Consider the following 12,701-nt stretch of genomic DNA (forward strand, 5'->3'; position numbering starts at 1 on the left):
GCCCGTCAGCGGTAGTGGACCCGTTTTCCCATCAGGCGGAAATGCAGCAGTGTCAACAATCCGACCATCCCCAGCAGGACGACGGACGCAGCGGAAGCGATGCCGCCGTTGTAGAAATCCATGCCCTGCTCGTAAATGTAGAAAACCAGCATGTTGGTGCTGTTGACCGGACCGCCCTGGGTCATGATGTAGATCGTGTCAAACACCTGAAACGATGAGATCGTATTGATCACCAACAAAAAGAACAGCGTGGGCGACAGCATCGGAACCGTAATGCGGAACAGGGTGCGCCACCACGGAGAGCGGTCCAGGGCGGCCGCCTCGTAGATGTCACGGGGAATGCTTTGCAGCCCCGCGATGAAGACCACCGTGTTGTAGCCGATCCCTTTCCAGAGGCTGACCACGATCAGCGACACCAGCGCGCTTTTCGTGTCAGACAGCCAGGTGTACGCCGGCAGTCCGGCGAATTCCAACAGGGCGTTGAGCAGACCGTACTGCGGGTCCATCAGCCACATCCAGAGCATCGAAATCGAGACGAGCGAGACGATGTGAGGGCTGAACACCGCCGCCTGCACCAGACCGTACACCCTGGCCTTGCGGTTGAGCCACAGCGCGAGAAAAAACGAAATCACAATGCCGAGCCCCACTGTGGCGAATGTGTACATCAATGTATTGGCCAGCACCTGACGAAAATCGGCGTCCTTCCACAGCTCGGCAAAGTTGTCCAGCCCCACCCATTCGATCTCCTCCAGGTTGAGCAGCGACCAGTCGTGAAAGGACAAGTAGATTACATACGCGATCGGAAAGAAGAAAAAGGCGAAAAAAAACAGCAGGGCCGGCGCGATGTACAGGTACGGACGAATCCGCTCAGCGAAGAAAAATCGGGCTGCCGGCAGCGTCCCCGCCGATTGCGCGTTCGCCACTTCTTGGACAGCGACCGTTTTGCGCATCAGACCACTCCTCCCGCCAGCGAATGGTTCTGCGTCCGTCCCTCCAGCCGCCCCAGCCGTTTCCCGGTCGCGCGGTCAAACACGTGAATGTGCGCCAGCGGCACCGACACCAGCACCGCTTCGCCGATCTCCGCCATCCGCTCCGTTTCCGCCTTGACCACGACGCGTCCTCTCGTCGTTTCCACGTGGTACAGCGCGTCCGAACCGAGGATTTCCCGTGACATGATAATGCCGTCGAGCGACCATGCCGTTTCCGCCGGGACCGCCGACACGCTGCCCGGCAGGAGGACGGCCATTTCCGGGCGAAACCCCCACAAGTATTCCGCCCTCCCGTCCGCCGGGACGACGTTCATCGCGGGTGAGCCGATAAACTGGGCGACGAACAGGTTGGCTGGTTCCCGATACAGCTCCATCGGCGGCGCCACCTGCATGATCGCACCCTCGCTCATGACGACGATCTGATCGCCCATCGTCATCCCTTCCACCTGGTCGTGGGTGACGTAGATAAAGGTGGTGCCGAGCCGTTTGTGCAGGCTGGTCAGCTCCACCCGCATCTGGTTGCGCAGCTTGGCGTCCAGGTTGGACAGCGGTTCATCCATCAGAAACACCTGCGGTTTTTTCACCATCGCACGGGCCAGTGCGACGCGCTGCCGCTGTCCGCCGGAGAGCTCCGAGGGCTTCCGCTTGAGATACGGTCTCAGTCCGACTACGTCCGCGATTTCTTCTACCATCGTCCGGCAGTCATTTTTCGAGCACCCCTGGTTGCGTAGGCCAAACGCGATGTTGTCGTAGACGTTCATCGTCGGATAGAGCGCGTAGTTTTGAAACACCATCGCCACGTCCCGTTTACCGGGCGGCAGATGATTGACCGGCTGGTCGCCGATCAGGATGTCCCCGTCCGTGACGCTCTCCAGCCCGGCAATCATCCGCAGCGTGGTCGATTTTCCGCACCCTGACGGTCCGACCAGCACGGTAAAGGAACCGTCCGGTATCAACAGGTTCAGCCCTTTGACCACCGTCTGGCCGTGAAATGTTTTCGTTACCTGCCTCAATATCACTCGTGCCATCTGGCTCCATTCCCTCCCAGTGCCCTCAACTCCCGTCGTTCACTTGACAATTTCGATGGTACCGTTGGAGAGTTAAGGAAACGTGAAGCACGTATTAACGTTGGGCCAGGGTTTTGTAAAGGAGTGCCCGATGTAAAAAAAACGCCCGAATCTCGCATTCGGGCGTTTCAGCGTGTAGACAAAGTCCGTGGTGCATGGGTAATGGGGCCCACTCGCTCTCTTGACGACCAGCAACGAAGTCGATAGAGTCCGCTCCAAAACGCGACGCGGGCAGGGGGCAAACATCTGGGTATTTCGACGAAGTGAGACTTGTGCCCCCTGTATTCCCCGCGTCTTGCGTCTTTTCGCTTTGCAGGTCGTCAAAGGAGCTCGCTTTGCCCCATCACCCCATGCCATGTACTTTTTCTCCACCTTCGGTTGATTAATGTGCAGGCCTTGCGGCCTGGAAACGATGGGAAGATCGGTTCCTTGGGAAACTACATCATAATAAAAGCAGTTTGTCTTCAGTCTGAAACGCCCGAATCTCGCATTCGGGCGTTTCTGGTCAAGACCCCATTTTGTAGACACTTAAAAAACCCCCGGCCGTTAGGCCGCATGCTGACGCCTGTACTCGACTGGCGTCAGCTTATTTAATTTGATTTGCAAACGCTCCTCATTGTAAAAACGAATGTACTCCTCAATTCGTCTTTGCGCCTCATCCAAACTTCGAATATCATAAGGATAGAGAGCTTCTGCCTTTAAGTGCGAGAAGAAACTCTCCATAGGGGAATTGTCTAAACAATTGCCCCTTCGGGACATGCTGATTCGGGCGCCAACCTTTTGCAGCATGTCGTGGTATGCATGGGACGTGTACTGGAAGCCTTGATCGCTGTGTACGATCAGTCCAGTCACGTCCTTATGCTTTTCAAATGCTTTCCGAAACGTCTCTAGGACAAGGACATTGTCATTGTGTAAGCTCACATGGTGCGCCACGATTTCGTTGTGAAACAAGTCTTTAATCGTAGATAAGAAGATACGTTGATCTCCTACACGAAACTGGGTAACATCGGTGACCCACTTCTGGTTCGGTTTCTCGGCTGTGAAGTCACGCTTCAACAAATTTTCGGCAACACGACCATCTGATTCAGCCGCTCGATACGTGCTCCGATACGCTCGTTTGCCACGAATAATGGCTTTCAGCCCAAGAATTTGCATGAGCCGTAACACCTTCTTATGATTCACAACCTTGCCGTATTGACGAAGGAGTTCCGCTTGAATTCTTCGATACCCATATATTCCTTTTCGTTCATCATAGATGGTTTGAATCTGCTGTTTCAGTTCTCCGTCTCTATCCCACTCCTTCTGTGCAAGATATCGATAATACCCACTCCTCGATACACCAAGAAGTTTGGAGAGTTCGGTAATCGGGTACAATGCTGCCACATTCTCCATCACACGATACTTTTTTCTTACACCTCCCGCATCCAGATTTCCAAACACTTTTTTAGAATTTCGTTCTCCCGTTTCAATTTTTTCACATGTCGATCTTGATCGATGTACTCTGGACGTCGTCCACGCTGATCCAAAAGACCGAACTCCCCAAGTTGTTTGTATTTCCGCATCCATTTTTTTACTCGATCCTTATCCTGGATTCCTAAATGCTCAGTGATACGTCTGTATGTCCACTTCTCCTCTACATGCAATCGTATTGCCTCCATTTTCAACGACAAAGGATAATGCTTGAACTTTTGACCTTTGATAGCCATAAAAAATTCACCCCTTAAAGTAACATCGGTTATCCCAAGGGGTTTTTCCAATGTCTACTTTAAGGGGTGCACTCTATTTCATATCGGGGCTGTTTATTTCACTCAATTCTCCACCGCCACGATCGCATCCAGCGCGATGCGCGCTTCTGCCTCAATCGCTTTGGCCGTGGTCTCCGTATGAGGGTTGTACGTTTCCAACAGATCAGCGTCGGCGTACCCATCGATCGCCAGGATGGAACCGGCACGCATGCCTCGGAGCGCAGCAATCACGAACAGGGCCGCATTCTCCATCTCCACGGCCAGCACGCCCGCCTGTTGGTACAGCTTGTGCGGAAACTCCACCACGCCGCTGTAAAACATGTCCATCGTCAGTGTCACGCCCTCGGCCACATGGAGTCCCGTATCGCGCTTCGCGGCTGCGGCGGCCAGCGCATCGACGACGCGGCGGTCGGCCACGGCCGGGAAACCCGGCGGCACCAATTGGCTGGTCAGTCCGTCCCGGCGGACAGCCGCCGTGCTGATCACCAGGCTGCCGGGTTCGATCGTTTTTTGGTAGGAACCGGCCGTTCCGACACGGATGATGGTCTTCACGCCGCCTTTGGCCAGCTCTTCAAAGCAGACGGCCGCCCCCGGCGAGCCGACGCCGTGGCTGACGACGGCCACCGCCGTGCCGTTCCACGTTCCCGCATAACTGTGGTATTCCCGGTTTTCCCCGATCGCCTTGCTCTCGTCCAGCAGGGCGGCAATGCGGGCTGCCCGCTTCGGATCGCCGCAGACGATCGCGCGCTTTGGCAGGTTTTCCGGATCAACTTTCAGATTGGGCAGCATCATCAATCAAACTCCTTTTTCTCCCATTCGTCTTCCGGAATCGGCAGGGCTTCGCCGGAGAAACGCTCTTCGCGAAACGGGTCTCCGTTCAGATGAAAACCGTTTTGCTCCCAGAAGCCAGGGTTGTTTTCGTTCAAGAATTCGATTCCGCGCAGCCATTTCACGCTCTTCCAAAAGTAGAGGTGCGGCACGATCAGCCTTAGCGGCCAACCGTGCTTGTCCGTCAGCGGCGCTCCGTCAAAGGAGTGGGCCAGCAGCACGTCGTCTCGTTCCAGGTCGGCCAGCGCCGCGTTTGCCGTATAGCCGTAATCGCCGTGCAGCATCACATACCTGCCCCGCGGTGTGACACCGGCTGCTGCCAGGAAGTCGCGGAAACGAACGCCGGTAAACCGGTTGTCAAACCGGGACCAGCGGGTGACGCAGTGAATGTCACAGGTGATCGTCGTCTGCGGCATCGCCATGATGTCGGCATACGAGAGCGTTACCTCCCGATCGACTTCCCCGAAGACCCGCAGCGTCCACGTCTCCAGGTCGTAGACAGGCACCTCCCCCTCATGCAGGATCGGAAACCGCTCCGTCAGCACCTGTCCCGGCGGCAGCCGCCGAGCCAGGGCCGGATCGACCGCGGGCACCCTCATCCGTTTGATCCGCTCTGCCTTGTTCATCTTCCCGTTTCCTCCCAGGTCAGTCCGTCTTTTGTCTAGCGGGCACTCTGCTGGCTGGCGGTGCTTGCGGCTGTGCCCTTGTCCTTGAGGAAGAACATCGCCGCAATCGTCAGTACATAGGGCAGCATCGCGGTAAACTGCGTCGGCAGCGAAAAGCCCTGCAGCCGGATACTGAGCGCGTCCATCAATCCGAACAGCAGGCTGGAGGCGAGAATGCCCAACGGGTGAGACTGCCCCAACATCATTGCCACCAGCGCGATAAAGCCGCGCCCCGCCGTCATGCCTTCGGTAAACATGGTCACCTGCCCAAGCGATAACTGGGCCCCGGCCATGCCGCAGAGAACGCCGCACAACACCACGGCCAGCACCTGCAGGCGAGTCACCTTCAGGCCAAGGCTGCGGGCCGCTACCGGATTCATCCCGGCCGCCAGCACACGGAAGCCGGTCACGGTGTGGGCAAAGAACAGGTGCAGCAGCACCGCCGCCAAAAAGGCCGCGTAGACCAGCGGCGAATGCCCCGACAGGATGTCCCCCAGCACGGGGATGTCTGCCACCCAGGGAATCCGCCACTGCGGCAGCCCGGCCATGTCCTTGTCGTAAAACGCCCCTTTCACGCCGAAGACGGCGCGCAGCGCAAACGTGGTCAACCCCAGCGCGAGGAAATTGATCGCCACGCCGACGATGATTTCATTTGCCTTCAGTCCGATCGTCATGTAGGCAAACAACAGCGAAAACAGCACGGTGACGGCGGCGGCAAACAGCACAGCCAGCGGCAGGCTGCCGGTAAAGTGATTGCCGACGATGGCGGAAAACGCTCCGACCAGCACCAGCCCCTCCAGCCCGACGTTGAAGATGCCCACCCGGGCGCACAGCGCGCCGCCCAGTGCCGCCAGGAGGATCGGAGTCACCATCCGGATGGTGGAACTGACAAGTGCTCCATCAAACAACTCCATGCGACTCCCTCCTCTTGCTCTTGCGGTTTTTCCACCAGTCATGACTGATTTTGGCGGAGATAAACAGAATCAGCACGGCCTGGATGACGCTGGCCAACTCCAGCGGTACCTCGGTGTTGCGCTCCACGCCCATCGCACCCGTCTGCAGGGCGGCCAGCAGTATCGAGGTAAACACGACGCCGATCGGGTGGCAATTGGCCAGCAGCGTGGCCATCAGGCCCGTCCAGGCATACCCGGGGACGGTCAACGCGCCGTCGACGTACCGGTAATGCGCCCCCAGCACTTCCACGGTGCCGGCCAGCCCGGCCAATCCTCCGCTGGCAAACATCGCCACAAGCATCACCCGATCCTTGTCAATCCCGCCGTATTGGGCAAACAACGGATTGTGTCCGAGCATCTTCACCTCGTAGCCAAACGGGGTGAACCGGACGATCCAGAACAACGCCAGAGCAGCAGCCAACGCCATCAGAAAGCCGGCGTGTACGCTCATGCCGGCAAACAGCTTGGGCAGCCAGACGCTCTTTTCCAGCATGGACGTCTGAGCCAGCGCTGCCGAGCCTGTCTTGTCCTGAAACGGTTCACTCACCAAATACCCGGCAAACAGGACGGCGATGTAGTTGAGCAGCAGAGTGGTGATGAGCAGTTGGACGCGAAACTTCGCCTCCATGTACCCGGCCAAAAGCGACCAGAGACCGCCTGCGGTCACACCGGCCGCCAGCGCGGCCAGCATTTTCACCAGTCCGGGACCGGGCAGGTACAGTCCGACCAGCGTCGCGCAGATCGCCCCCAGCACCATCTGCCCCTCGGCGCCCAGATTAAACACCCCGGCGCGAAACGCCAGCGACAGCCCCAGCCCGATCAGCATTATCGGGGTGGACCGGGCCAATGTGGAGGCAAAGGAGTAGTAGCTCCCAAACGCTCCTTTCCACATCTGCTGGTAGGTATCCAGGATCGATTCGCCTACCGCGCTGATGACGACTGCTCCCGTCAACAAGCCGATCACCACCGCCAACAGCGGCTGGACCAGCGGTTTACACAGCTTTTTGACCGCTTCCATGGATGCTTCCTCCTGCCATCAACACGCTGATTTTCTCTTCCGTCGCCTCCGACCGCTTCAGTTCGCCGACGATTCGTCCCTTGTACATGACCAGAATTCTGTCAGACAGCGCCAGAATCTCCGACAGCTCCGACGAGACGAGCAGGATTCCATCGCCGCTGTTTCGCTTTTCGATCAGCGCCTGGTGGATGTGTTCCATAGCCCCGATGTCCACGCCGCGCGTCGGCTCGGCAGCGACCAACAGCGGCGTCTGTTGCCCCAGCTCGCGGGCGACGATCAGTTTTTGCAGATTGCCGCCGGACAGGTTGCCCGCCTGCTCCTGCAGGTGCCGGGAACCGGTCTTAATGGCAAAACGCTCCACCCACTGCTCCACCACGCGGCGAAACGCGTCCCGCAAAATGACGCCGCGACGGCTGAACGCCGGTTTGCGCTGGTAGCCCATCAAGGCGTTTTCCTCCACGCTCTCCTGCTTGGCCGTTCCCCACAGGTAGCGGTCTTCCGGGACATGGGCCACTCCCGCTTCACGTATGGCTGCCACAGGACGGTTGGTGACGTCCTTTCCGCCCAGCAGCACCCTGCCCGCCGTGACCGGCCGCAGTCCGGTGATGGCTTGCAGCAGCTCCGACTGGCCGTTGCCCGAGACCCCGGCGATTCCGACGATTTCCCCGTGGTGCACGGTAAATGTAACGCTGTCCACGATCGTCTGCCGGTCGGAAACGGTCAGGTTTTCCACCTGCAGGAGGGGCCTGCCGTCCAGGCTCACCCGCTCACTCAACGGCTGCAGGTCACGGCCCACCATCAGCCGGGCCAGTTCGTCCACGCTGGTCTCCTGCCGGGAAACGGTCCCGGTCACCCGGCCGCCGCGCAGCACGGTGATTCGGTCGGCCACCTCCATCACTTCCTTGAGCTTGTGCGTGATCAGGATGACGCTCTTGCCGCTCTCCGCCAGGTGGCGAATCGTCTGCAGCAGTTCCTTTACCTCCAGCGGTGTCAGGACAGCGGTCGGCTCGTCCAGTACGATGATGTCCGCTCCCTGGTACAGCACCTTGAGAATTTCCACGCGCTGCTGCTCCCCGACCGAGCATTGCGATACACGGGCGGTCACGTCAATCGGGATGCGGTAGCGCTCACTGAGGGCCCGCACCGCCTCCACCGCATCCTTGCGCCGGAACAGGCCGGCACGCTGCGGTTCATAGCCGATGACGATGTTCTCCATTACGCTGAAATCGGGAAACAGCATGAAGTGCTGGTGCACCATCCCGATGCCGTGTCGGATCGCGTCGTCGGGGCCGCGAAAGACCACCGGGCGGCCGTTTAGCACGATCTCCCCGGACGTCGGCTGTTCCATGCCGTACAGCATCCGCATCAACGTGGTTTTGCCGGCGCCGTTCTCCCCGACGATGGCGTGGACCTCGCCAGCCCCCAGCGTGAACGATACGTTGTCGTTGGCCGTAAAATCGCCGTATCTTTTCGTCATGTTGCGCATTTCCAGACGGTACGTCATCCCGCTCTTCCCTCCTTTTTCCTGTTGGTCCCATTCAACAGGAAACCGACTACCGCAGTAGTCGGTCGCCGTCTCGTTTACTGCTGCAGCGGATCGGGCACCTTGCGCGTACCCGCCACGATCTCATCCCTGATCGCTTTCACCTTGTTGATGACCTCCTCACCGATGAACGGATGCAGCGGTGTCTCGCTTTCGCGCGTGACGTAGGTGACGCCGACGCCGTCTTCCTTCAGGCCGTACGTCTGCACGCCCGGTTTCAAGCTGCCGTTTACAAACGCCTTTACCGTTTCATAGGCGGCCGTGTCGGTCCCTTTCAACTGGGACAGGACGATGTGTTCCGGATCGATGCCGGTGCGGTCGACGTCCTGGCCGGAGGTGTAGAAGCCCTTTTCCTTGGCTGCTTCAAACACGCCAAGGTCGCCGACAGCAGCAGCTCCGTAGACAAAGTCTGCTCCCTTGTTTGCCTGCAGCAGGGCCAGCTCCTTGGCTTTCGCCGGGTCATTAAAGCTGCCGACGTAGTTGACGAAGACCTCTGCGTTCGGATTGGTCGCCTTCAGTCCCTCCTGGAAGCCGACCGTCCACTTTTTCAAAAGCGGAATGTCCATCGCCGCGACGATCCCCACCTTGTTGGTCTTGGTCGCCAGGCCGGCAGCTGCTCCCATCAGATAGGAGGCTTCATGTTCGCGAAATACCACGCTGCTGACATTGGGCAAGTCCACGACAGTATCGATGATGGCAAACACGCGGTCCGGGTTTTCCGCCGCCACTTTTTTCAGCGCATCCTCCGATTCAAACGACGACGTAATGATCAAATCGTATTGCTCGGACACGGCCGCGCGGATGTTCTCCTCGATGGCGAAATGGTCGGTCGACTCGATGGTTTTGACGTCGACACCAAATTCCTGCGCCGCTTTCTTGGCACCCTCGTCCATCTGCTGGAAAAACGGGTTGACCCCGATCTTCTCCGGCAAGATCAGCGCGACCCGCTTCTTCTCGGCGCCTTCATGGCCGCCGGCTTGTCCCTCCGGTGCACCGCCTCCCGCCGCACATCCGGCCAACAGTACGGCAAACGTCGTCAATGCCAACAGGTACTTTTTCATGCTGTTCTCTCCTATCTAGTAAAAAAGTTTTTTACTCCCATACCGGTAATTTACGGGTTTTTTTTCGAAAGTTTCAAGGCAAAACACGAATATTTTAGTAAACATACACCATAAACGTTCGATATATTCCCCCTTTTCCCAGGAAGGCGCACCTGATGATGGTATGAAAAAAACTCTTCCTAGAGGAAGAGTTTGCCAAGTTGCGCCAACCTCTTCCTCATCTGTCAAAACCCGAGGGTTTTGCAGGAATTGGCACCTTTCTGTACCGGGGTACAGTGGTTGCCGGGCTTCATCGGGCCAGTCCCTCCGCCTCTCTTGATAAGGTAAGGTGAATCCGCTATCCAGTTGTAATGTCTCTAATTCTAGCAAAAGGTTCTTACATTGCAAATGATTTTTTTGTCATTTCAAAACATTATGTTTGTTGGTCTCGAAACGACTGCTGCAATCTGCGCGACAGCGCGTTCAGTTCGCCCAGTTCTTCCGTGATTTCCCGCACCTTTTGATGCTGATTTTCCGCCGTGGCAAACAGCTCTTCCAGATTGGCCACCGATTGTTCCGTCACAGCCGTAATCGTCGACATCTCGGCGGCCACTTCACCGGAGCGCAGCTTTACCCTGTCCATGCTGGAGCGCACGTGCTCGACGGCCTGCAGGAACGATTCCATTCCGGCCCGAACCGTCTCGATCGAGGTGACAGTCTGGACGGCCAGCTCCTGTCCCTTGGCCACCGACGATTCCCCGTTGCTCATGTGGCGCACGGCGTTTTCGCTCTCCTTGTGCAGCGACTGCAGGATTTCGGCAATCTCCTGGGTAGCGGTAGCGCTTTGTTCGGCCAGTTTTCGCACCTCGTCGGCCACCACGGCAAAGCCGCGTCCGTGTTCCCCGGCCCGGGCCGATTCGATCGCCGCGTTGAGCGCCAGCAGGTTGGTCTGGGTCGCAATCTGGTTGATCGTCTGCACGATCTCCTCCACCCGGTTGGCCTGCCGATTCAGCTCGCGGATGGTGGACGAGGCCACATTGACCGCCTGCACGATCTGCTCCATCTGATGCGACAGCTCGTTCATCATGCCGATGCTCTCGGTGAGGCGGCGGTTGTTCTGATCGGCCTCCGCCTTCATCGCGTTGGCCTGTTCGTTGACCGCCACGATCTCGTGGTCGATCGACTGGACTTCCTCCTCGATCTTCACCGTGGAGTTGGCCTGCGCCTCCATCCCCGTGGCCACTTCGCGGAACGCAACCATCATCTCGTCCGTGTTCCGCTTGGTCGTCTCCGCGTGCTCATGCACGTGCTCCGACGTGCGGTCCAACTGTTCCGTCACCATGCGGATGTGGCCCAAAAGCTCCGCCAGCCGCTGTTCTTTTTCCTCTGCTTCCCGCCTCGCCGTCTCCGCTTTGTTCAGCGAGGCTTGTCCGGCCAGACACAGGTAGGTCAAGCCGACGATCATCAATGCGACAGACACGAGGTGCAGGATCAGATTCACTTCTGTCCGACCTTCATCGAACATGTCGTAGAAACCGGTGTAAAACCCGACAAATGTTGCCGCGATCTGGACAATCCCGGCGAAGACGACCAGCTTCCAGTCCAGATAGGCCGCGAGGAAGCCGAGCACGATAAAGGAAATAAACGCCGTCTCCGGATAAGACGTAAAGTGGTCGAATGCGATGGAGTAATACATAAAGCCGATCGCGACCAGGTAGCGAATCACGTAACTGCCTTTGCGGATGAAGTAGTACGGTGAAACAATCAGTGTCATCAGCAGGCCCAGTGATGTCAGCTTCCAGAAGTTCACGTCTTCCTGATACGCGATGATTCCGGCCAGCCACAGATGATTCCAGAGAATAAAAATCATGAAGCCCTCTTTGTTGGTCAAGGTGTTGCGGACCAACTGAAACATGGTCTGAAGCATAATTTCCTCCTTTACTGCTATGGTGAATACAACATTCTTTTGTCATTATATCCTGAAAAATCTTCCAAGTTCTATTGGGATCATGGAGAACATGTGAAAAAAGTTCTAACGCGCCCGTAGTTCCGCCGAATCAGAAACGCGGTTTGCCATGACCATTTGGCCCCTCTGACGAATAGGCTAAAGCAGGATCACATTTCTCAAGAAGGGAACGGGAACGCCATGGAAATGAATCAACTGCCGACCACCGTGCTGACCCACACGATCAGCCGCCCGAACGTAACCATTTATTACCCGCAGGTGGCCGGTTTGGCCAATCGACAGGCCGAACAGAACATCAACCAAACCTTGTCGCGGTACGTGCAGGATTTGATCAACCAGCAGCATGAAAGCCAGGTGCCGGGAACGACGGAAATGCAGGGAAGCTACGAAATCAAAAACAATCAGCGAGGCATCTTCAGCGTCACCCTGAACAACTACGCCTACACGCCTCCGATGGCCCACGGCATGACCTATATGATGTCGCTCACAGCAGATGTGCAGACCGGGCAAGTCTTTTCCCTGCGGGACCTGTTCAAACCGGGCAGCGACTATGTCAAGGTGCTGTCAGACAACATCAAAACACAGATCGCCAATCGGCATATTCCCACCCTGGAGCCGTTCAAGGCGATCAGACCCGACCAGGATTTCTACGTGGCCGACAAGGCGCTCGTCATCTATTTTCAACTGTACGAGATCACGCCGTATTACGTGGGCTTCCCCATGTTTCCCATCTCGGTGTTCGACCTGGAGCCGATTATCAGCGAAACGGGGCCGCTCAGCATCATGGCGACCAACTCGTAGCGTGCGTGGCTTTTTCTCCGGGAAAACAACCAGGCTGCCGACGATGTCGACAGCCTGAATGATTGCCTGGCACCCGGGGCCCGGGT

Annotated in this window: 12 protein-coding genes and 1 riboswitch; of the genes, 1 reads left to right on the top strand and 11 read right to left on the bottom strand. The window is 57.5% G+C overall.

Translation table 11 applies throughout. The features are described 5' to 3' along the window. Nucleotides 1–5 precede the first annotated feature (5 nt). From IRT44_RS04655 to IRT44_RS04705, 11 genes are all read right to left on the bottom strand, one after another. On the bottom strand, nucleotides 6–950 hold the full coding sequence (locus IRT44_RS04655; RefSeq protein ID WP_212133636.1) for a carbohydrate ABC transporter permease: 945 nt from the start codon (nucleotides 948–950) through the stop codon (nucleotides 6–8). Continuing rightward, a complete protein-coding gene (locus IRT44_RS04660) occupies nucleotides 950–2,017 on the bottom strand; it encodes an ABC transporter ATP-binding protein (protein ID WP_212133634.1) in 1,068 nt (355 codons plus the stop codon). The genes IRT44_RS04655 and IRT44_RS04660 overlap by 1 nt, the downstream gene beginning before the upstream one ends. 585 nt (nucleotides 2,018–2,602) lie before the next feature. Then, a complete protein-coding gene (locus tag IRT44_RS04665) occupies nucleotides 2,603–3,448 on the bottom strand; it encodes an IS3 family transposase (RefSeq protein ID WP_230077258.1) in 846 nt (281 codons plus the stop codon). Nucleotides 3,449–3,465: 17 nt separating this feature from the next. Further along, complete coding sequence (locus tag IRT44_RS04670; RefSeq protein WP_171566349.1) at nucleotides 3,466–3,762, bottom strand: helix-turn-helix domain-containing protein; 297 nt, start codon at nucleotides 3,760–3,762, stop codon at nucleotides 3,466–3,468. Nucleotides 3,763–3,864: 102 nt separating this feature from the next. After that, complete coding sequence (locus IRT44_RS04675; protein WP_230077855.1) at nucleotides 3,865–4,590, bottom strand: nucleoside phosphorylase; 726 nt, start codon at nucleotides 4,588–4,590, stop codon at nucleotides 3,865–3,867. Between the two features lie 2 nt (nucleotides 4,591–4,592). After that, the gene (locus tag IRT44_RS04680) at nucleotides 4,593–5,255 is read right to left on the bottom strand and encodes a sulfite oxidase-like oxidoreductase (protein WP_230077536.1); all 663 of its coding nucleotides are present in this window, start codon (nucleotides 5,253–5,255) and stop codon (nucleotides 4,593–4,595) included. 35 nt (nucleotides 5,256–5,290) lie between these two features. Beyond that, on the bottom strand, nucleotides 5,291–6,208 hold the full coding sequence (locus tag IRT44_RS04685; protein WP_171563996.1) for an ABC transporter permease: 918 nt from the start codon (nucleotides 6,206–6,208) through the stop codon (nucleotides 5,291–5,293). Next, entirely contained in the window at nucleotides 6,195–7,265 is a 1,071-nt protein-coding gene (locus tag IRT44_RS04690; RefSeq protein ID WP_230077537.1) for an ABC transporter permease, read from the bottom strand. Before IRT44_RS04690 ends, IRT44_RS04685 begins: the two co-directional genes overlap by 14 nt. Next, complete coding sequence (locus tag IRT44_RS04695; protein WP_212133142.1) at nucleotides 7,240–8,769, bottom strand: ABC transporter ATP-binding protein; 1,530 nt, start codon at nucleotides 8,767–8,769, stop codon at nucleotides 7,240–7,242. Before IRT44_RS04695 ends, IRT44_RS04690 begins: the two co-directional genes overlap by 26 nt. Before the next feature lie 77 nt (nucleotides 8,770–8,846). Then, entirely contained in the window at nucleotides 8,847–9,869 is a 1,023-nt protein-coding gene (locus IRT44_RS04700; RefSeq protein ID WP_230077538.1) for a BMP family lipoprotein, read from the bottom strand. A gap of 214 nt (nucleotides 9,870–10,083) precedes the next feature. Beyond that, a riboswitch (SAM riboswitch) is annotated at nucleotides 10,084–10,194 on the bottom strand. A gap of 87 nt (nucleotides 10,195–10,281) precedes the next feature. Continuing rightward, complete coding sequence (locus tag IRT44_RS04705) at nucleotides 10,282–11,763, bottom strand: methyl-accepting chemotaxis protein (protein WP_171564195.1); 1,482 nt, start codon at nucleotides 11,761–11,763, stop codon at nucleotides 10,282–10,284. Between the two features lie 231 nt (nucleotides 11,764–11,994). Between IRT44_RS04705 and IRT44_RS04710 the strand changes: the two genes are divergently transcribed. After that, complete coding sequence (locus tag IRT44_RS04710) at nucleotides 11,995–12,615, top strand: DUF3298 and DUF4163 domain-containing protein (protein ID WP_212133141.1); 621 nt, start codon at nucleotides 11,995–11,997, stop codon at nucleotides 12,613–12,615. Nucleotides 12,616–12,701 lie beyond the last annotated feature (86 nt).

Source organism: Brevibacillus sedimenti (assembly GCF_020923495.1).
In the GTDB taxonomy this organism is placed as follows: domain Bacteria; phylum Bacillota; class Bacilli; order Brevibacillales; family Brevibacillaceae; genus Brevibacillus; species Brevibacillus aydinogluensis.

Bases quoted from the DNA above. Each gene is read 5' to 3' on its own strand.
- IRT44_RS04680 (WP_230077536.1), bottom strand. From the start codon at position 5,255: ATGAACAAGGCAGAGCGGATCAAACGGATGAGGGTGCCCGCGGTCGAT.
- IRT44_RS04685 (WP_171563996.1), bottom strand. From the start codon at position 6,208: ATGGAGTTGTTTGATGGAGCACTTGTCAGTTCCACCATCCGGATGGTG.
- IRT44_RS04690 (WP_230077537.1), bottom strand. From the start codon at position 7,265: ATGGAAGCGGTCAAAAAGCTGTGTAAACCGCTGGTCCAGCCGCTGTTG.
- IRT44_RS04660 (WP_212133634.1), bottom strand. From the start codon at position 2,017: ATGGCACGAGTGATATTGAGGCAGGTAACGAAAACATTTCACGGCCAG.
- IRT44_RS04695 (WP_212133142.1), bottom strand. From the start codon at position 8,769: ATGACGTACCGTCTGGAAATGCGCAACATGACGAAAAGATACGGCGAT.
- IRT44_RS04705 (WP_171564195.1), bottom strand. From the start codon at position 11,763: ATGTTTCAGTTGGTCCGCAACACCTTGACCAACAAAGAGGGCTTCATG.
- IRT44_RS04670 (WP_171566349.1), bottom strand. From the start codon at position 3,762: ATGGCTATCAAAGGTCAAAAGTTCAAGCATTATCCTTTGTCGTTGAAA.
- IRT44_RS04655 (WP_212133636.1), bottom strand. From the start codon at position 950: ATGCGCAAAACGGTCGCTGTCCAAGAAGTGGCGAACGCGCAATCGGCG.
- IRT44_RS04710 (WP_212133141.1), top strand. From the start codon at position 11,995: ATGGAAATGAATCAACTGCCGACCACCGTGCTGACCCACACGATCAGC.
- IRT44_RS04665 (WP_230077258.1), bottom strand. From the start codon at position 3,448: ATGGAGAATGTGGCAGCATTGTACCCGATTACCGAACTCTCCAAACTT.
- IRT44_RS04700 (WP_230077538.1), bottom strand. From the start codon at position 9,869: ATGAAAAAGTACCTGTTGGCATTGACGACGTTTGCCGTACTGTTGGCC.
- IRT44_RS04675 (WP_230077855.1), bottom strand. From the start codon at position 4,590: ATGCTGCCCAATCTGAAAGTTGATCCGGAAAACCTGCCAAAGCGCGCG.